The 25,936-nt window shown below is 57.9% G+C and carries 21 protein-coding genes; 11 read left to right on the top strand and 10 right to left on the bottom strand.

Annotated features, from left to right (window positions below; translation table 11 throughout):
- The first annotated feature begins 134 nt into the window (after nucleotides 1–134).
- Both EPIR_RS13395 and EPIR_RS13390 read left to right on the top strand, forming a co-directional pair.
- On the top strand, nucleotides 135–1,061 hold the full coding sequence (locus EPIR_RS13395; protein WP_023655977.1) for an ABC transporter ATP-binding protein: 927 nt from the start codon (nucleotides 135–137) through the stop codon (nucleotides 1,059–1,061).
- Complete coding sequence (locus tag EPIR_RS13390; RefSeq protein WP_023655976.1) at nucleotides 1,058–1,828, top strand: ABC transporter permease; 771 nt, start codon at nucleotides 1,058–1,060, stop codon at nucleotides 1,826–1,828. The genes EPIR_RS13395 and EPIR_RS13390 overlap by 4 nt, the downstream gene beginning before the upstream one ends.
- Before the next feature lie 76 nt (nucleotides 1,829–1,904).
- Here the strand turns inward: EPIR_RS13390 and panD are convergent, their stop codons facing one another.
- From panD to thpR, 9 genes are all read right to left on the bottom strand, one after another.
- Complete coding sequence (gene panD, locus EPIR_RS13385) at nucleotides 1,905–2,285, bottom strand: aspartate 1-decarboxylase (protein WP_048697618.1); 381 nt, start codon at nucleotides 2,283–2,285, stop codon at nucleotides 1,905–1,907.
- A gap of 64 nt (nucleotides 2,286–2,349) precedes the next feature.
- Complete coding sequence (panC, locus tag EPIR_RS13380; protein WP_023655974.1) at nucleotides 2,350–3,204, bottom strand: pantoate--beta-alanine ligase; 855 nt, start codon at nucleotides 3,202–3,204, stop codon at nucleotides 2,350–2,352.
- A 15-nt stretch (nucleotides 3,205–3,219) separates the two neighbouring features.
- The gene (panB, locus tag EPIR_RS13375; RefSeq protein WP_023655973.1) at nucleotides 3,220–4,014 is read right to left on the bottom strand and encodes a 3-methyl-2-oxobutanoate hydroxymethyltransferase; all 795 of its coding nucleotides are present in this window, start codon (nucleotides 4,012–4,014) and stop codon (nucleotides 3,220–3,222) included.
- A 77-nt stretch (nucleotides 4,015–4,091) separates the two neighbouring features.
- Nucleotides 4,092–4,571, bottom strand: a complete 480-nt coding sequence (gene folK / locus EPIR_RS13370) for a 2-amino-4-hydroxy-6-hydroxymethyldihydropteridine diphosphokinase (protein WP_023655972.1) — start codon at nucleotides 4,569–4,571, stop codon at nucleotides 4,092–4,094.
- Nucleotides 4,568–5,998: a polynucleotide adenylyltransferase PcnB gene (gene pcnB, locus EPIR_RS13365; protein ID WP_240987366.1), complete on the bottom strand. Its 1,431-nt coding sequence runs from the start codon at nucleotides 5,996–5,998 to the stop codon at nucleotides 4,568–4,570. The genes folK and pcnB overlap by 4 nt, the downstream gene beginning before the upstream one ends.
- Before the next feature lie 58 nt (nucleotides 5,999–6,056).
- Nucleotides 6,057–6,965 carry a tRNA glutamyl-Q(34) synthetase GluQRS gene (gluQRS, locus tag EPIR_RS13360; protein WP_023655970.1) on the bottom strand — a complete coding sequence of 303 codons (909 nt, stop codon included), beginning with the start codon at nucleotides 6,963–6,965 and terminating at the stop codon, nucleotides 6,057–6,059.
- 70 nt (nucleotides 6,966–7,035) lie between these two features.
- A complete protein-coding gene (gene dksA, locus EPIR_RS13355; protein WP_023655969.1) occupies nucleotides 7,036–7,491 on the bottom strand; it encodes an RNA polymerase-binding protein DksA in 456 nt (151 codons plus the stop codon).
- A 303-nt stretch (nucleotides 7,492–7,794) separates the two neighbouring features.
- Entirely contained in the window at nucleotides 7,795–8,499 is a 705-nt protein-coding gene (gene sfsA / locus EPIR_RS13350) for a DNA/RNA nuclease SfsA (RefSeq protein WP_023655968.1), read from the bottom strand.
- A 9-nt stretch (nucleotides 8,500–8,508) separates the two neighbouring features.
- Entirely contained in the window at nucleotides 8,509–9,036 is a 528-nt protein-coding gene (gene thpR, locus EPIR_RS13345) for an RNA 2',3'-cyclic phosphodiesterase (protein ID WP_023655967.1), read from the bottom strand.
- A 77-nt stretch (nucleotides 9,037–9,113) separates the two neighbouring features.
- Here thpR and hrpB point away from each other — a divergent pair, with 77 nt between their 5' ends.
- The 5 genes from hrpB (at nucleotide 9,114) to EPIR_RS13320 (ending at nucleotide 19,491) form a co-directional block, all read left to right on the top strand.
- Nucleotides 9,114–11,552, top strand: a complete 2,439-nt coding sequence (gene hrpB, locus EPIR_RS13340) for an ATP-dependent helicase HrpB (protein ID WP_023655966.1) — start codon at nucleotides 9,114–9,116, stop codon at nucleotides 11,550–11,552.
- A 127-nt stretch (nucleotides 11,553–11,679) separates the two neighbouring features.
- Nucleotides 11,680–14,175 (top strand): bifunctional glycosyl transferase/transpeptidase, encoded by a 2,496-nt coding sequence (gene mrcB, locus EPIR_RS13335; RefSeq protein WP_023655965.1) that lies wholly within the window; start codon nucleotides 11,680–11,682, stop codon nucleotides 14,173–14,175.
- A 163-nt stretch (nucleotides 14,176–14,338) separates the two neighbouring features.
- Nucleotides 14,339–14,788, top strand: coding sequence for a DcrB-related protein (locus EPIR_RS13330; protein ID WP_023655964.1), 450 nt, complete (start codon nucleotides 14,339–14,341; stop codon nucleotides 14,786–14,788).
- Between the two features lie 12 nt (nucleotides 14,789–14,800).
- Complete coding sequence (locus tag EPIR_RS13325) at nucleotides 14,801–19,063, top strand: RHS repeat-associated core domain-containing protein (RefSeq protein WP_023655963.1); 4,263 nt, start codon at nucleotides 14,801–14,803, stop codon at nucleotides 19,061–19,063.
- The gene (locus tag EPIR_RS13320) at nucleotides 19,060–19,491 is read left to right on the top strand and encodes an SMI1/KNR4 family protein (RefSeq protein ID WP_023655962.1); all 432 of its coding nucleotides are present in this window, start codon (nucleotides 19,060–19,062) and stop codon (nucleotides 19,489–19,491) included. Before EPIR_RS13325 ends, EPIR_RS13320 begins: the two co-directional genes overlap by 4 nt.
- Before the next feature lie 56 nt (nucleotides 19,492–19,547).
- Here the strand turns inward: EPIR_RS13320 and EPIR_RS13315 are convergent, their stop codons facing one another.
- Nucleotides 19,548–19,817, bottom strand: a complete 270-nt coding sequence (locus tag EPIR_RS13315) for a SymE family type I addiction module toxin (RefSeq protein ID WP_023655961.1) — start codon at nucleotides 19,815–19,817, stop codon at nucleotides 19,548–19,550.
- Between the two features lie 190 nt (nucleotides 19,818–20,007).
- On the opposite strand from EPIR_RS13315, the gene fhuA reads away from it, so the two are divergent.
- The 4 genes from fhuA to fhuB are packed head-to-tail and all read left to right on the top strand — an operon-like array spanning nucleotide 20,008 to nucleotide 25,933.
- Nucleotides 20,008–22,221, top strand: coding sequence for a ferrichrome porin FhuA (gene fhuA / locus EPIR_RS13310; RefSeq protein WP_023655960.1), 2,214 nt, complete (start codon nucleotides 20,008–20,010; stop codon nucleotides 22,219–22,221).
- Between the two features lie 48 nt (nucleotides 22,222–22,269).
- A complete protein-coding gene (gene fhuC / locus EPIR_RS13305) occupies nucleotides 22,270–23,064 on the top strand; it encodes a Fe3+-hydroxamate ABC transporter ATP-binding protein FhuC (RefSeq protein ID WP_023655959.1) in 795 nt (264 codons plus the stop codon).
- A gap of 14 nt (nucleotides 23,065–23,078) precedes the next feature.
- Nucleotides 23,079–23,957, top strand: coding sequence for a Fe(3+)-hydroxamate ABC transporter substrate-binding protein FhuD (gene fhuD / locus EPIR_RS13300; RefSeq protein WP_023655958.1), 879 nt, complete (start codon nucleotides 23,079–23,081; stop codon nucleotides 23,955–23,957).
- A complete protein-coding gene (gene fhuB, locus EPIR_RS13295) occupies nucleotides 23,957–25,933 on the top strand; it encodes a Fe(3+)-hydroxamate ABC transporter permease FhuB (RefSeq protein WP_023655957.1) in 1,977 nt (658 codons plus the stop codon). The genes fhuD and fhuB overlap by 1 nt, the downstream gene beginning before the upstream one ends.
- Nucleotides 25,934–25,936 lie beyond the last annotated feature (3 nt).

Genomic DNA, 25,936 nt, shown 5'->3' with positions numbered 1-25,936 from the left:
CCGAAAATCGAGTTGCACAAGGGGCGCGGGGAGCTGCATCCCGACAAATCGGTGATGAAGAGAAACCACTTCCGCACATTTCACTGCTGCTCTAAACGCTGCGGATATACCTAAAACAGGGCACTTTTTAACTTATGACTTATGCACTGGAACTTGAAAAGCTAACCAAAACCTATCAGGGCGGGGTTCAGGCGCTAAAGGGCATTGACCTTGCCGTCGAAGCCGGTGATTTCTATGCCCTGCTCGGCCCTAACGGCGCCGGTAAATCGACCACTATAGGCATTATCAGCTCGCTGGTGAATAAAACCACCGGAAAGGTGCGGGTGTTCGGTTATGACCTGCAAAAAGACGTGGTTAATGCGAAACGACAGCTGGGGCTGGTGCCGCAGGAATTCAATTTTAACCAGTTCGAAACCGTCATGCAGATTGTGGTGAGCCAGGCCGGATTATACGGCGTGGAAAAGGCGGTTGCGCTGCAACGGGCTGAAAAATACCTGACGCAGTTGGATCTGTGGGGCAAACGTCACGAGCGTGCGCGTATGCTGTCGGGCGGAATGAAGCGCCGTCTGATGATTGCCCGCGCCCTGATGCATGAACCGAAACTGCTGATCCTGGATGAACCGACTGCCGGGGTTGATATTGAACTGCGCCGCTCAATGTGGACCTTCCTGCAAGAACTGAATGCGCAGGGAACCACTATTATTCTCACCACGCATTACCTGGAAGAAGCTGAGATGCTGTGTCGCAATATCGGCATTATCCAGCATGGTGAACTGGTGGAAAACACCTCGATGAAGGGGCTGCTGGCTAAACTGAAATCGGAAACTTTTATCCTCGATCTGGCAGCAAAAAGTCCGCTGCCTAAGCTGGAAGGCTTTCAGTACCGGCTAACCGACACCACAACCCTGGAGGTCGAAGTGCTGCGCGAGCAGGGCTTAAACAGCGTCTTTAGCCAGCTTAGCCATCAGGGCGTGCAGGTTTTGAGTATGCGCAACAAGGCAAACCGCCTTGAGGAGCTGTTTGTTGACCTGGTAAACGGTCGCAAAGGAGACAAAGCATGACACATTTGTACTGGGTGGCCCTGAAGAGTATCTGGGGCAAGGAAGTTAACCGTTTTGCGCGTATCTGGATCCAGACGCTGGTACCGCCGGTTATCACTATGACGCTCTACTTTATTATTTTTGGCAACCTGATCGGTTCACGCATTGGTGAAATGCACGGTTTTAGCTACATGCAGTTTATCGTGCCGGGGCTGATTATGATGGCGGTGATCACCAATGCCTATGCCAACGTGGCATCCTCATTCTTCAGCGCCAAATTTCAGCGCAACATTGAGGAGCTGCTGGTAGCTCCGGTGCCAACCCATGTGATTATTGCTGGCTATGTTGGCGGCGGCGTGGCCCGGGGGATCTGTGTTGGCGTGCTGGTGACGGCCATCTCGCTGTTCTTCGTGCCGTTTCACGTTCACTCGTGGCTGATGGTGGCGGTTACGCTGCTGCTGACGGCGATACTGTTCTCGCTGGCGGGCCTGCTGAACGCGGTGTTTGCCCGAACCTTTGATGATATCAGCCTGATCCCGACCTTCGTGTTGACACCGTTAACCTATCTTGGCGGCGTGTTTTATTCCCTGTCGCTGCTGCCGCCGGTGTGGCAGATGGTGTCGAAGCTGAATCCGATCGTCTACATGATCAGCGGCTTCCGCTACGGTTTTCTCGGCATCAATGACGTGCCGCTGGGCTTCACCATCGGTGTGCTGGTGGGGTTTATTCTGGTGTTTTATGCGGTAGTGTGGGGATTAATTCAGCGTGGGCGAGGGCTGCGTACCTGATGATATCACAAGGGCCGGACGGCAAAACCGTTCGGCCCTTGTCTGAATATGGCCCTGGTTAAGGGCGCAGATCAGATCAGGCGACCTGAACCGGCACCGCTTTCGCTACGCGTTTCATCTGATTATCACCTTCGAAATAAGCGACTTTAGGCTGCCAGGCGCGCGCCTGCTCATCCGACATCTGCACGTAAGAACAGATAATCAGCAGGTCGCCCTCACAGGCGCAGCGTGCTGCTGCGCCGTTCACTGAGATGATTTTAGAACCGCGTTCGGCGGCGATAGCATAGGTAGAGAAACGCTGGCCGTTATTCACGTTATAAATATCGATAGCTTCGTATTGCAGAATGCCGGAAGCGTCGAGAAAATCCTGGTCGATGGCGCAGGAGCCTTCGTAATTCAGGTCTGCCTGGGTCACTTTCACCCGGTGGAGTTTGCCCTGCAACATAGTACGATTCATCATTCATTACTCTGCAATCAATTCAAAAAACTAGCGCCAGTATTATCTGAACCGGCGCTGCTGTCTACTGCGTGAGATCGACCTGCTGATTATCAATCAGACGTGCCTTACCGAGCCATGCGGCCATTAAAATCACCGCTCGCTGGCTGTCGACATTCAGCGGCAGTAGGGTATCGGCATCGACTATCGCCAGGCCATCGGCCCGTAAGCCCTTCTCAGCCAACGCGTTTTCTGCATGAGCAATCGTCTCTTCAATATGGCGCTCTCCCTGAATAAGCCGTTCAGCGATTTGCTGCATCACTTTACTGAGTTCAGGGGCGATTTTACGCTCTTCCGCCGTCAGGTAGCCGTTGCGAGAACTGAGCGCCAGGCCATCTTTGGCGCGCACGGTGGGCACGCCGATAATATCAATATCGTAGCCCATATCCGCCACCATTCTGCGGATCAGCGCCAGCTGCTGATAATCTTTTTCACCAAAGCAGGCGAGATCCGGCTGCACCAGGTTAAACAGCTTGCTAACAATGGTGGATACGCCGCGAAAATGACCGGGGCGGCTGGCACCTTCTAACAGCGTAGAAAGGCTGGGAACATCAACAAAGGTCTGTTCATCCAGCCCTTGAGGATAAATATCCCCGGGAGCAGGGGAGAAAACCAGATCGACGCCACGGCGATTCAGCTTTTCGCAATCCTGCTGAAGGGTGCGCGGATAACGTGCCAGATCGTCAGGGCGTTCAAACTGCATCGGATTAACAAAAATCGACACGATAACGATATCCGCACGCTCACGCGCTTCATCGACCAGCGTCATATGCCCGTCATGCAGGTTTCCCATCGTGGGAACCAGCGCAACACGTTTGCCATCCTGACGCCAGCGCCGCACTTCACGGCGCAGCATCGGCAGGGTTTCAATAATCAGCACGCTGTGACTCCTCGGTTACTGAAAGCTGTGTTCTTCTGCCGGGTAGCTACCGGCTTTCACTTCTTCCGCATATTGACGCGCTGCGGCGCGAATATCGCCGGTTTCGGCGAGGAAGTTTTTAGCAAATTTAGGAATATGGCCACCGGTGATCCCAAAGGCATCGTGCATCACCAGGATCTGACCATCGGTGGCATTACCGGCACCGATGCCAATCACCGGCACGGTCAGCGCGTCGGTCACGCGTTTTGCCAGCGCTGTCGGTACGCACTCCAGCACCAGCAGCTGCATACCAGCGGCTTCCAGCGCCAGGGCGTCATCCAGCAGTCGGTCGGCGGCTTCCGCTTCTCGACCCTGAACCTTATAACCGCCGAAAATATTCACCGACTGCGGGGTCAAACCGAGATGGCCGCAGACCGGAACAGCACGCTCGGTCAGCTGTTTAACCGTCTCCGCCAGCCATTTTCCGCCTTCCAGTTTGATCATGTTTGCGCCAGCACGCATCAGCTGCGCCGCGCTGTCAAAGGTCTGTTGCGGAGTGCTGTAACTCATAAAAGGCAGGTCGGCGAGCAGCAGCGCGGCGGGTGCCCCACGGCGCACCGCTTCGGTATGGTAAACAATATCGGCAACGGTCACCGGCAGCGTCGAATCGTGGCCCTGTACCACCATACCCAGCGAGTCGCCTACCAGCATCACCTGAATACCTTCATCGGCAAACAGGCGGGCAAAACTAAAATCATAAGCGGTGATAGAGGCGAATTTCTCTCCCTGCTGTTTCCACTGGCGTAACGTCGAGACGGTAGTCGGTTTCATCGTATCCTCATCAGGAATCTTCTGTTTGGCGTAGTTTAAAGCAATGAAATAGGGGTGCATAGCCGCTGTATAATGGTTCACCAGGGACGAATGGCACTGCTGTCGAGGGTAGCCAATATATCAGCCAGCCGCCTGCCGTCCGGCAGGCAGAGCGCGGGCGCTATCTCCAGCAGTGGCTTCAACATAAAGGCCCGGTTATGCATATCGTAATGCGGCACCGTCAGGCGAGGCGTATTTAGCGTCTGCTCACCGAACAGCATAATATCAAGGTCGAGCGTGCGTGGCCCCCAGCGGTGCGCCTTGCGTATGCGCCCCTGCTCCAGCTCAATACGTTGGGTATGATCGAGCAGCGTTTCAGCGTCAAGACCGGTATCGATGGCGACAGCCGCGTTGAGAAAATCGGGTTGATCCGCAGGGCCGTAAGGTGGCGTGCGGTACAGCGAAGAGATGGCAACCAGCCGGCAATCCGGCATCGCCGCCAACGCATCAAGCGCGGATTGCACCTGATGCAGCGGGTCGGCCAGATTACTGCCCAACGCCAGATAAACGCGGGTCATTGCTGGCGATTGCTGTTACTGCTGTCGCGACGTGCGTTGCCGGGTACGCGTTTGCGCGGACGGCGGGTGCGGCGGCGCGGAGCCGGATCGTCGCCGAGGGTGTTCATCATCGTCTTCTGCTGCGGCGGTGCGGAGACCTGGAACTCGCTCCACCAGGTCGTCAGACGCTGTAGCTCGTGGTTATTTTCCACTTCGGCACGCAGCGCCAGCAGATCGTAGGCGGCGCGGAACTTAGGATGCTCCATCAGCTTCCACGCGCGTTTACCGTGGCGACGTGACAGGCGCAGCTGGAGCTGCCAGATATCGCGCACCAGTGTGGTAATGCGTTTAGGGATCGCCAGAGAGCGACAGGCTTCATCCAGCACTTCATTCATCGCCAGCGCGAAAGCATCGTAATAGACGAGGCCGCTCTCCTGAGCAATTTTCTGTGCCATTTCCAGCTGGGGATACCAGAACATTGCGGCAAACAGGAAGGCCGGATTCACGCGCATCTGACTATGGATGCGCGTATCGGTATTTTTCAGCACCAGCAGGATCATCCGCTCCATGTTACTGTCACCCTGTTCGGTAACGTAGCGGGTAATCGTCGGGAACAACGGCTGGAACAGCTGATATTCAAGCAGCTTGAGGTAAGTGCTGTGACCATAACCGGCCTGTAGCAACTTCAGCGTCTCTTCGAACAGACGCGCCGGGGGAATATCGTGCAACAGGGTCGCCAGGCGCGGGATCGGTTCCCCGGTCTCGGCGGCGATGCTCATATCCAGCTTGGCGGCAAAGCGCACTACGCGCAGCATGCGTACCGGATCTTCACGGTAGCGGGTTTCCGGGTCACCAATCATGCGGATGATGCCCTGTTGCAGATCGCTCAGGCCACCCACATAATCACGAACCGTGAAATCGGCAACGCTGTAATAGAGGCTGTTAATCGTCAGATCGCGGCGCTGGGCGTCATCTTCAATCGTACCGAAAATGTTATCCCGCAGTAGCATGCCATTCTGGTCGCGCTGTGAGGTGTTACGATCTTCAGAAACCTGCTGTTCAGCTTCGTGGTGACCACGGAAGGTGGCGACCTCGATAATTTCCGGGCCGAACATCACATGGGCGAGGCGGAAGCGCCGACCCACCAGGCGGCAGTTGCGGAATAACTTACGCATCTGATCCGGCGTGGCGTTGGTGGTCACATCGAAGTCTTTCGGCTTTTTACCCAGCAGCAAATCGCGCACGCCGCCGCCAACCAGGTAAGCTTCATATCCCGCTTTATTCAGGCGATAGAGCACCTTGAGGGCATTTTCACTGATGTCCTTGCGCGAGATGTTATGACTGTCACGCGGGACGATCGCCACCTGACGCACTTCCGCGACCTCGGTTGGTGCGACTTCTTCGCGACTGAGGACTTTTCGGCAAAAATTAGCAACTCGGGTAAAAATGGGACACCTCGATAGTGACAAAAAAATCTGGTCGATAAAAACAGCGGCTAATCATAGCTCAGAGTGAGCCGTTTGAGAATGCCGAAGTCGTCGTATCCGTCAGCATGGCGTTGTTTCTGGGGATTTTAGCCTGCTGCCAACCGATAATTGCCTGCTGTAACAGCGTGGCGGGGGTCATGTCCCGCCACTCATCCGTTATAGCCTGGCCGAGAAAATGCAGTGCCTGTACTAGCACAGGGCGTACATCGCCCGTCGGCAACGACGGCGCATGATTTTGCTTCGACAGTTTATTCCCGTCGTGATTGATTGCCAGCGGCAGATGTAAATGGCGCGGCGTGAGCCAGCCAAACTGCTGATAAAGGGCGATTTGCCGCACCGTTGGCTCAATCAAATCCGCACCACGAACGACTTCAGTGATGCCCTGAAAATGATCGTCCACCACTACCGCCAGATTGTAAGCAAACAGGCCATCGCGGCGGTGAATAATAAAGTCTTCCCGCGCCAGTTTCGGGTCAGCCTGGATGCAGCCGCGCAGCTGGTCGTGAAAAGCCAGTACTGGGTTGTCTACTTTCAGGCGCATGGCGGCCTGATCAGGGCCACGGTGCCGTTCCCGGCAGTGGCCGTCATACAGCCCGCCGCACTGCTGAATACGGCTACGTGAGCAGGTGCAGTAATAGCTCATCCCCAGTTGCTGAAGTTGGTCAAGGGCGGCGCGATAAGCCTCATAGCGCTGCGACTGCCACAGCACTTCGCCGTCCCACTCAAGGCCGTAGTTTTCCAGCTGTTGCAAAATACGCGTTGCCGCACCGGGCACTTCACGCGGTGGGTCGATATCTTCGATGCGAACCCGCCAGATGCCGTCCTGCGCGCGCGCCTGAAGATAACTGCCTAAAGCCGCAATCAGTGAACCAAAATGCAGGTCGCCGGAGGGGGATGGGGCAAAACGCCCGATATAGGATGATGACATATTGAGGAAAGATGGGCAGTGAAGCGCAAACGGGAGGGGTTTCCTGCTTCACTGCACAATCTATAGGCCGTTAGCCAGCCATCTGCTTTTCGCGGATTTCCGCCAGCGTTTTACAGTCGATGCACAGATCGGCGGTAGGACGCGCTTCAAGACGACGGATACCGATTTCAACGCCACAGGATTCGCAGTAGCCAAAATCGTCGTCTTCAACCTTTTTCAGGGTTTTCTCGATCTTTTTGATCAACTTGCGTTCGCGGTCGCGGTTACGCAGTTCAAGACTGAACTCTTCTTCCTGAGCGGCACGGTCTACCGGATCCGGGAAGTTAGCAGCTTCGTCCTGCATATGTGTGACCGTACGATCGACTTCATCCCGAAGCTGATTACGCCACGCTTCAAGAATTTTCCTGAAGTGCCCCAGCTGGGCCTCATTCATATACTCTTCGCCAGGCTTCTCTTGATACGGCTCCACCCCAGCGATGGCGAGAATACTCAGTGACGAAGTTTTACGGCTTTGCCCTTCTTGCATGTTGTGTCTCCTGGATAACACGCACTACACACCCTTCAATATTCAGGGGGCAGGGGCGTAAGCCCTTTCCTGCACGCCAAATACCCGGGTATCGATCCCACAAGGGGAAAAAACAGGTCGCTATAAATAACAGAAGCGGTCAATGTTAGCAATTTTTCCTCAACATGCCTTGACAGCCATGCAAAGAAAAGCGTATTTGGCAACCTGCGGTCCGCCTGCAAACCGCTGCTACACCGTTTTATAGTGAGCAATGGGTAAACGGCAGAGAGATAAGCGCCGTATAAAAGCAAATTGCGCGATATTTTACAACTCCCCTTTCAGGGCACCCTGCAGCATAATCCCCTGCGGGGATAACTGCGCCTTATAACATAGAACTTCGACACCCTTTTCACGCGCCTGTTCCAGCAATTCGGCATAACGCACATCGATATGCCTTGCGGGTGAAACGTCATCAATACCCGAATGCAGCACGGCGAAAAACAGCACCGCACGCTGGCCAGATTCAGCGATGTGAATCAGTTCGCGCAGATGCTTCTGCCCGCGTGTGGTCACCGCATCCGGGAAATATCCTTTGCCCTGTTGTAACAATGTTACCGATTTGACTTCAATATAGCAGTTGCGGCGACTGTCTGCCTGTAAGAGGAAGTCAATACGGCTTTTTTCGTGACCGTACTTCACTTCCGGCAGCAGCGTTGAGTAACCGGCCAGCTCGGCAATCTGCCCGACGTTCAGCGCCTCACGCACTAACCCATTGGCGCGTAAGGTATTGACGCAAATCCAATGGCCCTGCTGCGTCTCTGTCAGCTCCCAGCTGTGCGGATATTTGCGCGTCAGGCTGTCTGATGTGGAGTACCAGACGGTATCGCCCGGCGTGGCGCATCCGGTCATCGCGCCGGTGTTGGCGCAGTGAATGGTCAGCGCGTCTCCTTCGGGGGTTACCACGTCCGCCAGAAAGCGTTTGTAACGTTTCACCAGCCGCGCGGGGCGTAAAACGGGGCTAAAATTCATCGCCATTCCTTATAACAGTGGCCATGCGGCGATTGCCTTATAGCGGGTACGCCCACCGGTAAACTGCGACTGAAACAGCACAAAACGCTCTACGGGCAGCGAGCCGTGAAAGCTGTGCGACGGTAGCACGACCGACTGCGTAGCCTGGCGCAATATAGTGACATGGGGATGAAACGATTGTGCAGGTTGGGCGCAGCCACTGCGCGCCGCCTGCGAGCGTAATAACTGCGCCAGCTGAAGCAGTCCGCGCGGCGCCTGGCGCGGCCCCAGCCATACCACGCCGGAACGCGGCCAGTGTCCGGCATCATCCAGCGTCAGGGAAAACGAGGGCTGCTGAATGCGCCCGGCCAGCTGCATCAGCGCCCGTGCTTTTTCATCACTGACCTCGCCGAGGAATGCCAGCGTCAGGTGCAGGGCATCGGCGGCTACCGGGCGACCTGCTTCCGCCGGAAAGGTCTGGGCTCGCCACTGGATAATGCTCTGTTTACAGCTATCCGGCAGTTCAAGGCCAAAAAATAGCCGTTTTGCTTCGCCCATCCGCTCCTCCGGTAAATCAAACGCGCCAATGCTACAATGCGCAGCAGATTTAGGCCATGTTGTTATGGAGTCAAAACGTGAGTTCATTACCGGTCAGCGCCGTATTACCCGAACTGTTAACCGCGCTGCAATCTTCACCCCAGGTCCTGCTGGCGGCCCCGACCGGGGCGGGTAAATCCACCTGGCTGCCATTACAGATCCTGCAACTGGCCGGGTTTAACGGGCGTATTCTGCTGCTGGAGCCACGCAGGCTGGCGGCGCGCAATGTCGCCCAGCGGCTGGCGGAACAGTTGGGTGAAGAACCGGGCGCAACCGTTGGCTACCGTATGCGTGGCGAAAGCCGTAGCGGAGCCAATACCCGGCTGGAGGTGGTGACGGAAGGGATACTGACGCGCATGCTGCAACAGGACCCGATGCTGGAAGACGTGTCGCTGGTTATCCTCGACGAATTCCACGAGCGCAGCCTACAGGGTGACCTGGCACTGAGCCTGCTGCTCGACGTGCAGACCGCGCTGCGTGACGATCTGCGCGTGCTGATTATGTCGGCAACGCTGGATAATTCGCGTTTAAGCGCATGGCTGCCCAATGCCCCGCTGATCGCCTCGGCCGGACGCAGCTGGCCGGTGGAACGGCGCTATCAGCCATTAAACGGCAGCCTACGATTTGAGGAGGCGGTGGCCCGTCAGACCAGCCAGCTGCTGCGCGAAGAGCCGGGATCGCTACTGCTGTTTCTGCCCGGCGTGGCGGAAATTCAGCGCGTGCAGACCCAGCTGGCTGGGCTTATCGCCAGCGATGTCGATCTCTGCCCACTGTACGGTGCGCTATCGCTGGCGGAACAACGCCGGGCGATCCTGCCTTCTCCAGCCGGGCGGCGTAAAGTAGTGCTGGCGACCAACATAGCTGAAACCAGCCTGACCATTGAAGGCATCCGTCTGGTGGTGGACAGCACCCTCGAGCGTGGCGCGCTGTTCGACGTGCGCAGCGGACTCACCCGCCTGCAAACCCAGCGCGTCAGCCAGGCCTCAATGACCCAGCGCGCCGGGCGTGCCGGGCGACTGGAGCCGGGTATTTGTCTGCATCTGCTGGCGCAAGAGCAGGCAGAACGCGCGGCGGCGCACGGCGAGCCTGAAATGCTTAACAGCGATCTCTCTGCGCTGTGGCTTGATCTGTTGCAGTGGGGCTGCCACGACGTCAGTCAGCTAAACTGGCTGGATGCACCGCCGCCAGCCGCCATTGCCGCCGCCCAACAGCTGCTGTTGCAGTTAGGGGCAACCGACAGCGACGGCAGGCTGACGGCCAGCGGTCGCAAAATGGCGGAGCTTGGCAGTGAACCGCGTTATGCCGCCCTGCTGATTGCCGCCGGAGATAATGCGGATGCGGTCGCCACGGCGGCGCAGCTGGTGGCAATGCTGGAGGAGCCTGTGCGGGGATCGGTCGATCTGCGTGACGATTTCCAGCGCCGATTGCCGCAGTGGCAGCGCCGTGCGCGCCAGCTCCAGCAGCGCCTGAATATCAGCGGCGGCAGAATGGATGAAGGAAGGCTGGCCGTGCTGTTGGCCGCTGCATTTCCTGATCGCATCGCCCGGCGGCGCGGTACAGAAGGGCGCTATCAGTTGGCTAACGGCAGCGGAGCCGCGCTGGAGCGCGAAGATGGCCTGACACGCTATAAATGGCTGATTGCACCCGCCCTGTTACAGGGCAATGCCCAGCCGGATGCACGCATTCTGCAAGCGCTGCCGCTGGATATCGACCTGCTTATCCGCCTGTGCCCTGCGCTGGTACAGCAACAAACCGAGGTAGAATGGGATGAGGAAAAGGGCACTCTACGCGCCTGGCGACGTGAGCAGATTGGTCAGCTGGTTCTGAAATCACAGCCGCTGGCAAAACCTGACGAAGACGAGCTGCATGCGGCGATGCTGCGCTGGGTGAGACAGAAGGGACTATCGGTGCTTAACTGGACACCGCAGGCCGAACAGCTGCGGCTACGACTGCTGTGCGCCGCACAGTGGCTGCCGGAAGGCGGCTGGCCTGCTGCCGACGAGAGTGCGCTGCTGGCTTCGCTGGAACAGTGGCTACTGCCAGCGATGGGGGGCGTACGTGATGCAAAAGGGCTGCGCCAGGTCGATATGACCAGCGCTCTATTACCATTACTGACATGGACCCAGCGTCAGCAGCTGGATAGTGCGCTGCCAACTCATTACACTGTGCCGACCGGAAGTCGTCTGCCGATCCGCTATTATCATGATAAGCCTCCGGCGCTGGCGGTGCGTTTGCAGGAGATGTACGGCGAGGCGCAAAATCCGTGCATCGCACAGGGGCGCGTGGCGCTGGTGCTGGAGCTGTTATCTCCGGCGCAGCGCCCGCTGCAAATCACCCGCGATCTGGCCGGATTCTGGGCCGGTGCCTGGCGCGAAGTACAGAAAGAGATGAAAGGGCGCTATCCTAAGCATCTGTGGCCTGACGACCCGGCCAATACCTTACCCACACGGCGGGTGAAAAAATTTTCCACGCCGTAATTTATATGCCCGACTGACGGATTTCACGCAGCGACCGGACGATTCAGAAGGTTCTGGTTCCGCAAAGGCCGTTGTGAGAAGAGAGTAGTCGGCCCGGCCGACGCCTGCCCCTGGAGAACTGAAACAGATGTCTGACGATCGCGAACCTATCGGACGCAAAGGAAAGCCGCCCCAGCCACCGCGTAACAAAGCGGGGCGAGGTCGCCGCAGGGAACCGCAGTATGATGATTATGACGATCAGGATGATGACCTGGATGACGAGGAGATAACCCCGGTGCCACGTAAAGCAAAAGCACGCCCGGCGCGTAAAAAAAGAAGCTGGTTAGGCCTGTTTATTAAGCTTTTCCTGATTTTCGTTGTGGTGATGGCGGCCTATGGCTTCTGGCTGGACAGCCAGATCCGCAGCCGTATTGATGGCAAGGTCTGGCAGCTTCCGGCCACGGTATACGGGCGCATGGTCAGTCTTGAGCCGGGCATGTCGTATAACAAGAAAGAGATGATCGCACTGCTGGAAGGAACACAGTATCGCCAGGTAACGCGCATGACGCGCCCCGGTGAATTTACCGTGCAGGCTAACAGCATTGAGATGATCCGCCGCCCGTTTGATTTCCCCGACAGCAAAGAAGGGCAAATACACGCGCGCCTCAGTTTCAGTAACGACCGCCTGAGCGAGATAAAAAACCTGGAAAGCGGACGTGATTTTGGCTTTTTCCGCCTCGATCCGCGTCTGATTACCATGTTGCAGTCGCCAAATGGCGAACAGCGTCTGTTTGTGCCGCGTGCCGGTTTCCCGGATCTGCTGGTAGATACGCTGGTGGCAACCGAAGACCGTCACTTCTATCAGCATGACGGAATCAGTTTCTATTCCATTGGCCGCGCCTTCCTCGCCAACATCACCGCCGGACGTGCCGTACAGGGGGGGAGTACCCTGACCCAGCAGCTGGTGAAAAACCTGTTCCTGACCAACGAGCGTTCGCTGTGGCGTAAAGCCAACGAAGCCTATATGGCGCTGATCATGGATGCGCGCTACAACAAAGATCGTATCCTTGAGCTTTATCTGAACGAGGTCTATCTCGGCCAGGCGGGCAGCGATCAGATCCGTGGCTTCCCGCTGGCCAGCCTCTACTACTTTGGTCGTCCGGTGGATGAGCTGAGCCTTGACCAGCAGGCGCTGCTGGTCGGTATGGTGAAAGGGGCATCGCTTTACAACCCGTGGCGCAACCCGAAGCTGGCGCTGGAACGCCGTAACCTGGTGCTGCGCCTGCTGCAACAGCAGAAGGTGATCGACGAGGAGCTGTACACGATGCTGAGCGCCCGCCCGCTGGGCGTGCAGCCGAAAGGCGGTGTGATCACCCCGCAGCCCGCCTTTATGCAGATGGTGCGTAATGAGCTACAGGCCAGCCTCGGCGATAAAGTGAAGGATCTCTCCGGGGTGAAAATCTTCACCACCCTCGATCCGGTATCGCAGGATGCGGCCGAGAAGTCAGTGGAAGAGGGTATCCCGGCGCTGCGTAAACAGCGTGGCCTGAACGATCTGGAAACCGCGATGGTGGTGGTCGATCGTTTCAGCGGTGAAGTGCGCGCGATGGTAGGCGGTGCCGATCCGCAGTTTGCCGGTTATAACCGTGCGCTACAGGCGCGCCGTTCAATCGGTTCACTGGCGAAACCGGCCACCTATCTCACCGCGTTGAGCCAGCCGGATGTTTATCGCCTGAACAGCTGGATCGCCGATAATCCGCTGGCGCTGAAACAGCCGAATGGCCAGGTGTGGCGACCGCAGAACGACGATCGCCGCTTCAGCGGCCAGGTGATGCTGGTGGATGCGCTGACCAACTCAATGAACGTGCCGACGGTCAATCTTGGTATGACGCTGGGGTTGCCGCAGGTGGTGGATACCTGGACCCGGCTTGGCGCGCCGAAAGATCAGCTACAGCCGGTTCCGGCGATGCTGCTGGGGGCGCTGAACCTGACTCCGGTTGAAGTGGCTCAGGCCTTCCAGACCATTGCCAGCGGCGGCAGCCGTGCGCCGCTGTCGGCGCTACGCTCGGTGATTGCCGAAGATGGCAGCGTGCTGTATCAAAGCTTCCCGCAGGCGGAACGCGCGGTGCCAGCCCAGGCGGCGTACCTGACGCTGTACAGCATGCAGCAGGTGGTTGACCACGGTACGGCGCGTGCGCTGGGGGCGAAATACCCTAAAGCAACGCTGGCGGGGAAAACCGGTACGACCAACAACCTGGTGGACAGCTGGTTTGCCGGTATTGACGGCAAAGAAGTGGCGATCACCTGGATCGGTCGCGACAACAACCAGCCAACCAAACTGTACGGCGGTACCGGTGCGATGCAGCTTTATCGTCGCTACCTGGAAAACCAGGCTCCGCTGCCGTTGATGCTGAATCCACCGGAAGATATCGCGCCGATGAACGTCGACTCTGCCGGTAATTTCGTCTGCGACAGCGCCAGCAGCAGCTGGCGTCGTCTGCCGGTGTGGACCACGGACGCCAGTGCGCTCTGTCAGCAACAACAGCAGCAGGTTCAGCAGCAACAACATATGTTACAGCAGCAGGACCAGCAGAAAGACGCTAACGGCGTATCTGGCTGGATAAAGGATATGTTCGGTCAGTAATGGCAGAAGTCGCGCAGAGTGAAAAGCCGGGGAACCGGCTTTTCACCTGTTTTATCTGGGATTATTCTCCTTATCGGCTGCGGTTCACATAACCGATTAAAGGATTTAATTTCCCTTTTCCTTATGCGATGCTTAAGCCCCATTTATCAAAAGGACTCAGGTAATGCCCGATTATTCCCGTTGTACCTTTACGGAAGGCAGCGTGACCCTGCCGGAAGGTTACAGCGATCGCACCGTTAACGTGCTGCTGGCCGGTGACGATGCCTCCCCCTCTCTGAATATCTCGCGCGATACGCTACAGCCCGATGAAGCTGCAGCGGACTACATCACCCGTCAGCTTGATACCCTGTCCCGCAGCCTGAAAGGCTGGGTGCTGAAAGGCCGCGAACCGGCGGCACTGGGCGAGGAACAGCTGCCCGGCGAAAGCGTGTTTGCCAGCTATCTGCGTGACGGCCAACGTATCTGGCAGCGCCAGGCGGTGTTTGCGCTGGCGGAAGGGCGCGTGCTGGTATTTACCCTGGCGCAGCCGCGCAAGCTGTCGCCGCAGGATGATGCTCTGCTGCAACAGGTGCTGGCAAGCTACCGCGCACCCATGGATAACAGTCAGGGATAAAAGGAATTTATTATGAGTGAAGCCGCACGCGTTGGTGACGCCATCGGTCATTCCCAGGCGCTGGCCGGAATGATTGGCGGTACGATAGTCGGCGGGCTGATTGCCGCCGCCGGATCCGTGGCTGCCGGAGCGCTGTTTGTCGCCGGATTGGCCTCGTCCTGTCTCGGCGTCGGCGTATTGCTGATTGGGGCCAGCCTTGCGGTGGGTTATCTCACCGGCGAGGCGGCCACGGCGGCGCGAGACGGCATTGCCGGGGCCGGGGCGGGCAGCATGTCCGCTTCAGGTCAGATACTGACCGGTTCGCCGAACGTGTTTATCAACGGTAAACCGGCGGCCATCGCCACGGTAAGCCAGGTGGGCTGCGATAAGGACGGGCCGTCGATGCAGATGGCGCAGGGCTCCGACAAGGTGTTTATTAACGGCCAGCCCGCCGCGCGCGTCGGCGACAAAACTAACTGTGATGCCACGGTGATGGCAGGCTCGTCCAATGTGCGCATCGGCGGCGGCACCGTCACCACGCTGGCGATAAAACCCGAGGTGCCGGAGTGGGTATACAAGGCATCTGACCTGACGCTGCTGTTTACCGGGCTGATCGGCGGCGCGGGTGGCGCGCTCAGCAAGGTGGGCAAGGTGGGTAAACTGCTGAGCAAACTGCCCGGCATCAACAAGTTGGGACAGGTGGCCTGCCGCTTCGGCACGCTGATGACCGCCAGCGCCGCTGCGGGCATTATCGCCCGCCCGGTGGATATCATCAGCGGGCAGAAGTTTCTCTCCGGCGACGACGAGCTGGACTTCGTGCTGCCGTCGCGCCTGCCGGTCGAATGGCAGCGCTACTGGCGCAGCGGCAACCCGGCGGAGAGCGTGCTGGGGCGCGGCTGGAGCCTGTTCTGGGAAAGCAGCCTGCAACCCTACGGCGACGGCCTGGTGTGGCGCGCGCCGTCCGGCGATTTTGTCCCGTTCCCGATGGTGCCGCGCGGCCGCAAAACCTACTGCGAGGCGGAGAAGTGCTGGCTGATGCACAACCCCGACGGCAGCTGGCAGTTGTTCGACGTCAGTGAACAGGTCTGGCACTATCCGCCGCTGGAAGGGGAGCATCCCGCCCGGCTAAACATGTTGACGGACGCCAGCGGCAACGCGACCTCGCTGTTTTACGATGAGCAGGGACAGCTGAGCGAACTGGTGGACAGCGCAGGCCAGCGCCTGAGCTGCCGCTACCTGACCACCGCCGCCGGGCATTGCCGCCTGAGTGCGGTGCTGCTGCATACCCCGGACGGTGAGCGTGTGCTGGTCAGCTACGGCTATGACGACGAAGGGCAGCTTGTCACCGTGAGCAACCGCGCTGGCGAGGTCACGCGCCGTTTCACCTGGCATGACGGGCTGATGGCCAGCCACCAGGATGCCAACGGGCTGCTGAACGAATATCTGTGGCGGGAGATTGACGGCCTGCCGCGCGTCACCGGTTGGCGGCACAGCGCCGGGGAAGAGCTGGCGCTGCACTACGATTTTAACGGCGGCACGCGCCGGGCGGTGCGCGACGACGGTATGCAGGCCAGCTGGCAGCTGGACGATGACGACAGCGTGGCGCAGTTCACCGATTATGACGGTCGTCGGCTGGCGTTTGTCTACGCACGCGGCGAGCTGTGCAGCGTGCTGTTGCCGGGCGGCGGCCAGCGCCAGAGCGAGTGGGATCGCTATGGGCGACTGCTGAGTGAAACTGACCCGTCCGGGCGCAAAACCTTTTACCAGTACGAACGTAACAGCGACCGTCTGGTCTCTGTCACCCACCCGGACGGCAGCCGCGAGTCCCAGCAGCGGGACAGCCACGGACGCCTGATTAAACAGACCGATGCGGCTGAAAACACCACGCTTTATCACTATCCGGATGAAGAAGAGAGCCTGCCGACCCGTATCACCGACGCCCTCGGCGGCGTGGCTCGGCTTGAGTGGAACGGTCAGGGGCTGCTGACGCGCTATACCGACTGTTCCGGCAGCGTCACCGCATATGCCTATGACGTTTACGGACAGCTCACCGACCGTACCGATGCGGAAGGCCATCTGACCCAATATCTGTGGGATGCTGCCGGGCGTTTGCACACCCTGCGCCACGCGGACGGCAGCGAGGAGCACTTCGCCTGGAACGAACGCGGGCAGCTGGCGCGCCATCAGGACCCGCTTGGCAGCGAGACGCGCTGGCGCTACAACCTGCTGGGTCAGCCGCTCAGCGTCACCGACCGCATCGACCGCACACGAAACTATCACTACACCCCGCGCGGCTGGCTGACGCGTCTGGAGAACGGCAACGGCGGCGAGTATCAGTTCAGCTACGATGCCGCCGGGCGCATGACCGCCGAACGCCGCCCGGACAACACCGACCACCTGTACCGCTACGGCACGGACGGCCAGCTTGCCGAACATCGGGAAACCGGCCCGCAGAACAGCCTCACGCCGCCGCCTCATCGCCTGCACCGCTTCCGCTTTGACGGGGCGGGGCGGCTGGAATGGCGCGGCAACGACAGCGCCGAATGGCAGCATCACTATGACGCAGCAGGCAGACTGACCCGGCTTACGCGTACGCCCACCGCCGCTGGGGCAGAGCTGGGGATTGAAGCGGACTGCATTGAGCTGAAGTACGATAGGGCAGGCAACCTGCTGTACGAGCGCGGCGTGAATGGTGAGCTGCACTACCAATGGGACGCGCTGGCTAACCTACAGGCATTGACGCTGCCGCAGGGCGACAGCCTGCAATGGCTGCACTACGGCTCCGGCCACGCCAGTGCGCTGAAGTTTAACCAGCAGCTGGTCAGTGAATTTACCCGTGACCGCCTGCACCGCGAAACCGGGCGCAGCCAGGGCGCGCTGCACCAACAGCGCCGCTACGATGCGCTGGGCAGACGCAGCTGGCAGAGCAGCGCCTTCAGTGACGGCAAGATAACCCGGCCGGAAGAGGGCATTCTGTGGCGTGCGTTCCGCTATACCGGGCGTGGTGAGCTGGCGGGCGTCAGCGATGCGCTGCGTGGTGAAGTACACTACGGCTACGATGCCGAAGGTCGCCTGTTGCAGCACCGCGAGCTGAAGTCCGGCAAGACGGGCAGCCGACTGTTGTATGATGCCGCCGATAACCTGCTGGGCGAGAAAAGCCCACACGACGACCCGGAACAGTACCTGCCGCCGCAGCCGCTAAGCGACAACCGCCTGGCGCACTGGCAGCGGCTGTTCTACCGTTACGATGCCTGGGGCAATCTGGTCAGCCGCCGTCACGGGGTCAACGAGCAGCATTACACCTATGACGCCGATAACCGCCTGATACGCGCCCGAGGCTGGGGTCCGCAGGGCGAGTTCAGTGCACAGTATCACTATGACGCGCTGGGCAGGCGTAGCCGTAAAGAGGTGACCTACGCAGATAAAGCGCCGCAGACCACGCGTTTTCTGTGGCAGGGCTACCGGCTGCTGCAAGAGCAGCGCGCCAACGGCACGCGCCGCACATGGAGTTACGACCCGGAAAGCCCGTGGACGCCGCTGGCGGCTATCGAACAGGCCGGAGAGGGGCCGCAGGCGGATATTTACTGGCTGAACAGCGACCTTAACAGCGCGCCGCTGGAGGTCACCGATGCAGAGGGTAATCTGCGTTGGTCGGGACAGTACGATACCTTTGGCAAGCTGCTGGGCCAGACCACCGCCGGAGCGGCACAACGCACGGGGACAGTCTACGACCAGCCGCTGCGCTACGCCGGGCAGTACCAGGACAACGAGAGCGGACTGCACTATAATCTGTTCCGTTACTACGAGCCTGAAGTGGGAAGGTTTACGACCCAGGATCCGGTGGGGCTGTCGGGGGGGATGAACTTATACCAGTATGCGCCGAATCCGTATGGGTGGATCGATCCTCTTGGTTTGAGTAAGTGCTCAACGGGTAGAGAACATTGGCCGAATGAACCGGTTCAATTTAAAGGTAATAAAGTTTATCAGCGTGATGATTTGTTTGATCCTTATAAAATGACTACCTGGCGTGATAAAGGTAAAGTATTTAAAGGTACAAATATTGACAGAATGGCTACAGGGCGGGCACCGGTTGGATATGATGGGAATGCCGTGAACTTACATCATATGTTGCAATCTCAAAAAGGCCCTATTGCCGAGATGAGTCAAACCTTCCATAAAGTTAATCATGGTGTGATTCATATAAATCCTAATACAATACCATCAGGTATTAACAGGGCCGAGTTTAATACTTGGCGAACACAATATTGGATGCATAGAGCGGGTGGATATCTATGAACAGAAACGACTTACTGAATGTTCTTAAGAAACATGAAGATATTGTTAACTTAGGAAGTTCAGAAGATGCGCCGGAATCTCAGTGGATCGATAAGTGTGAGCAAGCGCTGGGTGTTACCTTGCCAGAAGGTTATAAATGGTTTTTAGGTGAGTTCGGGGGTGGTGAAATATGCGGGGAAGAAATATATAGTATTTACTGCATGCCATTTGATGAAGCGGTAGGCGGGGATATAGTCTATCAAAACACTATTGCAAATAAAAACTTGGCTCTTGGTAAAATAGTCTTATCTAATACTGATTTTGGTGAGGAGTTTTATTTTAAAACTAGCGATATTGCATCTGTGTATGTTCTCTTTGGAAATAAAGAAGAAAAGTATGCAAATGACTTCATTGAATATGTTTATAAAAGATTAATGTCCTATATCTAAATTATAGCCGGAAACGATCCCAAAGATCCTTCCGGCCCTTTACCTTCAGCCGCCCTTCACGCCAGCATGGCGATCATCCGCCGTTTAGCCTGCTCCAGCTCCTGCTGCTGCACCTTCAGCTGCTGCTCCATTGCCCGCAGCCGCATCTCTTCGCGGCTGTCGGGGATCATCCGCAGACAGCCGTCCAGCACCGCCAGGCTCACGCCGGTTCCCACGGAAAATCCCGCTTCCGCCAGCCACTTGCCCGCAATACTGACCTGTGGCGTGTCGCGTTCGCCGCCTTTCGGGCGGTAGCCGACGGTAACGCGCCGCTGCGTTTTTGCCATTGCCTGCAATGACCCGGAAAACAGGGCAGGATCGTGTTTGATCCGATCAGCAACAATCTGCCAGCAGCAGGCTATACCTGCTAAGGCTTTTTCCTTGCAGATCGCGCTTTGTTTCGCATATTATCCCGGCGTTATAAGAATAATTATCGTTTCGTTTCCCATTCAACAATTCTTTTACCAGAGAAAGATCATGGCCAGTACGCGCACAATATCTCCCCGTGTTTCATCAGTTAACCCAGTCAGAGGCAAGCTATCGCTTCTGATTGCTCTCTCTTTGGCCAGCGGATCTGCCGTTGCCGCTGAGCAAACGATGTCCGTCAATGCCAGCGCCAGCAGCGAGTCTGCGGAAAGCGCCTGGGGGCCGTCAGCGACCGTTGCGGCTAAACGCAGCGCAACCGGCACTAAAACGGATACGCCGATTGAGAAAAATCCGCAGTCGGTTTCTGTGGTCACGCGCCAGGAGATGGATATTCATCAGCCTGCGTCAGTGAAAGAGGCGCTGGGCTATACCACCGGAGTCATGGTTGGTAACCGTGGAGCATCTAACGTGATTGACGCTCTGTCGATCCGTGGCTTTAGCGAAACCAATACCAACCAGTATCTTGACGGGCTCAAGTTACCGGCAGATTTCTATTCAGAATTCAATATGGATCCTTATTTCCTGGAGCGTGCAGAACTGCTGCGCGGCCCGGTATCGGTACTGTATGGAAAGAGTAATCCCGGCGGCGTGCTGGCGATGGTCAGCAAGCGCCCGACGACGGAGACCCTGCGTGAAGTGCAGTTTAAGATGGGGACCGACAATCTGTTTTCCACCGGGTTTGATTTCGGTGGTGCGCTGGATGATAGCGGGGAGTTCTCTTACCGTCTGACGGGGCTGGCACGCAGCGCGGACGCCCAGCAGCAGATGAATAAAGAGAAGCGCTACACCATCGCCCCTTCCTTTAGCTGGCAGCCCGATGAAAAAACTAACTTCACTTTCCTGAGCTATTTCCAGAATCAGCCAGAGACCGGCTATTACGGCTGGTTGCCGCGTGAAGGCACCGTCGTTCCGCTGGTAGATACGAATGGCAATCAGCACAAGTTACCGACCGATTTTGACGAGGGCGATGGTAAAAACAAGATTTCCCGTAAACAGCAGATGATAGGGTACAGCTTCGATCATGAGTTCAACGATACATGGACCGTGCGTCAGAATCTGCGTTTCGCCAAACTGAATACCGACTACCGCAGCATTTACGGTTATGGGATTATTCCCGGCACTACCACCTTACAAAGATCAACGGCCTTATCTAAAGAAGAGCTGACAACGTTCGCCGTGGACACCCAGGCGCAGGCTACATTCGCGACTGGAGATATGGGCCACACGTTGTTATTGGGAGTTGACTATCAGCGTACTCGCAACGACATCAACGCCAACTTCGGCTATCTATTGGGTAGTTCGCTGAATCTGTTGGATCCGCAGTACAACACTGACGCAATGGAAACAAACTATGCGAACAGTGCTATGGATAAACAGCAGCAGACTGGCCTGTATGCGCAGGATCAGATGGCGTGGGATCGTTGGGTATTTACCCTGGGTGGCCGTTATGATTACGCGATGACCTCGGTTTATAATCGTAATGCTTCCGCAGGCAGCAACGCGTTGGATAAGCGAAACGATCAGGCCTTTACCTGGCGTGGCGGCATAAACTATGTATTCGATAAAGGTATTGCGCCATACGCCAGTTACAGTGAATCATTTATTCCGACCGCCGGAGCCGCTTATGGTGCAATGGCATTTGAGCCTTCCCGTGCCAAACAATATGAAGCCGGAGTGAAGTTCGCACCAAAAGATCGCCCATTGGTGATGACCGCCGCAGTTTATCAGCTTACCAAAACTAAGAATCTGACGGCCGATCCTGAGCACGCATTCTACAGTATCCAGGGCGGCGAAATTCGTTCACGAGGCGTGGAACTGGAAGCGAAAGCAGCGGTGAATGCCAATATCAACCTGACGGCGTCTTACACCTTTACCGATGCGAAATACACTGAAGATAGCGAGTTGAAGGGACAACGGCCGGTACAGGTACCAAGAAATATGGCTTCTCTGTGGGGGGACTACACTTTCAACGAAACCGCATTGAGCGGCCTGACTATCGGCAGCGGAATACGTTATGTTGGCAACAGCGTGGGACAGTACACCACCACCGAGCTTAACAATCAGAATTTTAGCGTGGCCAGCTACTCCATCGTTGATGCGGCCATTAAATATGATTTAGGACGTTTCGGCATGCCAGGTTCGTCAGTCGGTGTCAACGTAAACAACCTGTTTGATCGTCAATATGTCGCCAGCTGTTACCGTGATTACGCCTGCTACTGGGGTGCCGAGCGCCAAATTGTTGGCACGGCGACCTTCCGTTTCTAACTCTCAAACCGGGTGCGGTTCGCCGCGCCCGCCTGGCAGAAGAAAACCATGTATCAACCGCACGCAAGCGAAACCTCTTTTACCCTGGATAACGTCAGTTTTAGCGTTCCGGGCAGAACCCTGCTACAGCCGCTGTCGCTGGCCTTTCCGGCCGGAAAAGTCTGTGGGCTGATCGGCCATAACGGCTCTGGGAAATCGACCCTGCTGAAAATGCTGGGCCGCCATCATAGCGCCACGGCGGGGCAGGTGTTGCTTAATCAGCAGCCGCTGGGCGCATGGCACAGCAAGGCGTTTGCCCGTGAAGTGGCCTATTTGCCGCAGCAGCTGCCCGCCGCCGAAGGGATGACGGTGCGTGAGCTGGTGGCGATTGGCCGCTATCCGTGGCACGGTGCGTTGGGGCGCTATGGCGCGGAGGATCGTCAGCGGGTTGATGAGGCTATCGCGCTGGTCGGGCTAAAACCTTTTGCGCAGCGCCTGGTGGACAGCCTGTCCGGCGGCGAACGGCAGCGTGCCTGGATTGCCATGCTGGTGGCGCAGAATAGCCGCTGTCTGCTGCTGGATGAGCCGACCTCGGCGCTGGATATTGCTCACCAGGTTGAGGTGCTGGCGCTGATCCAGCGTCTCAGTCGCGAACGCGGCCTGACGGTGATCGCCGTGCTGCACGATATTAATATGGCCGCCCGCTACTGCGACAGCCTGGTTGCGCTGCGCGCCGGGGAAGTGATTGCTCAGGGCGATCCCGCAGATATTATGCAGGCTACGGTGCTGGAACAGATTTATGGCATCCCGATGGGGATTTTACCGCACCCGCAGGGCGGTGCTCCGGTCAGTTTTGTTTACTAAGGATTGATATCGTAATGCCGGATTTACCACGTCGCCGTCTGTTAACGGCTCTGGCTTTTTCTCCACTGCTGGTAAGGCTTCCCGGCGTTGCACATGCTGCCAGCGCACCGCGTATTATCGCGCTGGAATGGCTACCGCTCGAACTGCTGATGGCGCTGGGCGTCATGCCGCTGGGGGCAGCGGAACTGCATAACTACCGCCTGTGGGTGGGGAAACCCGAACTGCCACCGTCGGTGGTGGATGTCGGGCTGCGTACCGAACCCAATCTTGAACTGATCACCCAGATGCAGCCATCGCTGATCCTCTATTCACAGGGATACGGGCCTGCTCCCGCGCGCTTACAGCGTATTGCGCCGCATATGGGCTTTACCTTTAACGATGGCAGCGATAAACCGTTGACCAGCGCACGCCATGCGTTGATGGCGCTGGCAAATCGTATTGACCGCGTGGCGCAGGCACAGACGCACCTGGCGCAGCTTGATGCGCTGATGCAGCAGGTAAAAACACGGCTGGCTGGCCGTGCCCATCGTCCCTTACTGCTGATGTCGATACTGGATGCGCGTCACGCCATCGTGTTTACCGCTAACGGCCTGTTCCAGGAAGTGATGGATCATCTCGGGCTGGAAAATGCCTGGCAGGGCGAAAAAACCTTTTGGGGCAGCGCGGTGATCGGCATTGAAAGGTTGGCAAATATGCATAATGTCGAGGCTATCTGCTTCGAACACGGCAATGAGAATTTGATGCAGCAGGTCACCGCCAGTCCGCTATGGCAGTCAATGCCGTTTGTGCGTGAACGGCGCTTCCGACAGGTGCCGCGCGTCTGGTTCTATGGTGCCACGCTATCGGCGATGCAGTTTATCCACTGCCTTGACCGCGAGCTGGGGGAGAAATGATGCGTCAGTCTCGTTTATCGCTATTGCTGCTGCCGCTGCTGTTTGTCGTGGCGCTGGCGTTAACCCTGTTTAATCTGCAACAACATCTGCCCGTCAAACAGTGGTTTAGCGCGCTCAGTGCGCCCGATATCAACAATATTGCTCAGATGGTGTTTCACTATAGCCTGCTGCCGCGCCTGTCGCTGGCGCTGTTAGTCGGTGCGGGCCTCGGGCTGGCAGGACTGCTGTTCCAACAGGTATTGCGCAATCCGCTGGCCGAGCCAGCAACGCTTGGCGTTGCCAGCGGCGCTCAGCTTGGGGTGACGGTGGTGACTCTGTGGGGGGCTGCCGCAAATGTGGTGCCGCAGCCGCTGGCGGCGCCGATCGGCGCGGTGCTGGTCGGGGTGATTGTATTTGGCGTGGCTTGGGGAAAACGCCTGTCGCCGGTGACGCTGATCCTGGCCGGGCTGGTGGTGTCACTGTACTGCGGTGCGGTCAATCAAATCGTTGCCATTTTTAATCACGATCAGCTGCAAAATATGTTTCTCTGGAGCACCGGTTCGCTGAATCAGATGGACTGGAGCAACGTTGCGTTTCTCTGGCCTTATCTGCTGTGCGGGCTGCTGCTGACGCTGTTGTTACTGCGCCCGATGACTCTGATGGGGCTGGATGATGGCGTGGCAAAAAATCTGGGTCTGGCCATTTCGCTGACGCGTATCGCCACGCTGGCGCTGGCGATATTAATCAGTGCCGCGCTGGTCAATGCCGCCGGTATTATCGGTTTTATCGGGCTGTTTTCACCGCTGCTGGCAAAAATGCTCGGCTTTCGTCGTCTGGCTAGTCGGCTGATTATCGCACCGCTGATTGGCGCGTTGCTGCTGTGGCTGGCGGATCAGTCAGTGCTGGCGCTGACCGATCGCATCGGGGAGATCTCTACCGGGACGGTGACTGCGGTTATCGGCGCGCCTCTACTGCTGTGGCTGTTGCCGCGTCTGCGCAGCGCGGCGCAGCCTCCGGCGCTGGATCTGGGGGACAAGATCCCGACCGAGCGCCAGCGCGTGTTGTGGTGGGCGCTGCTGGGCGGCGGCGTTCTGCTGTTGCTGTTAGCGGTCGGGCTGAGCCTGGGGCGCAGTGCCGGCGGTTGGATATGGGCCAGCGGTGAACTGTGGCAGCAGCTATTGCCGTGGCGAGGGCCTCGTCTGGCGGCCGCGCCGGCAACCGGTATGATGCTGGGCGTGGCGGGCTGCGTGGTGCAGCGTCTGACCGGCAACCCGATGGCCAGCCCGGAAGTCCTGGGCATCAGTTCCGGTGCGGCTTTTGGCGTGGTGATCATGCTGTTTATCGTTCCGGGTGATGCGTTTGGCTGGCTGCTGCCGGCCGGTAGCCTGGGGGCCGGATTAACGCTAATGATCATTTCTATTGTCGCCGGGCGCGGTGGTTTCTCGCCCGAGCGCATGCTGTTGGCCGGAATGGCGCTCAGTACTGCATTCAGTACCCTGATGATGCTGCTGCTGGCCAGCGGCGATCCGCGTATGAGGGGCATCATGACGTGGATATCTGGCTCTACCTACCCGATTGATGCTGCGCAGGCGCAGCGTACGCTGGTGATTGCGCTGGTGCTGATGGCGCTGGTGCCGCTGTGTCGTCGCTGGCTCACTATTCTGCCGCTGGGGGGCGTTACCGCACGCGCGGTGGGGATGGCGTTAACGCCGTCACGTCTGGCTTTGCTGCTGCTGGCCGCAGTATTGACGGCAGCGGCAACCCTGACTATCGGGCCGTTAAGTTTTGTCGGGTTGATGGCACCCCATATGGCGCGGATGCTGGGTTTCCGCCGCGCATTGCCACAGCAGGTGATGGCGGCATTATTGGGCGGTGGGTTGATGGTGATGGCGGACTGGTGCGGACGGATGCTGTCGTTCCCGGACCAGATCCCGGCAGGGCTGCTGGCAACCTTTATTGGTGCCCCGTACTTTATCTATCTGCTACGCAAGGTATGAGGC

It is taken from the genome of Erwinia piriflorinigrans CFBP 5888 (assembly GCF_001050515.1).
GTDB lineage: Bacteria > Pseudomonadota > Gammaproteobacteria > Enterobacterales > Enterobacteriaceae > Erwinia > Erwinia piriflorinigrans.
This window is presented reverse-complemented; position numbering and strand designations above follow the sequence as displayed.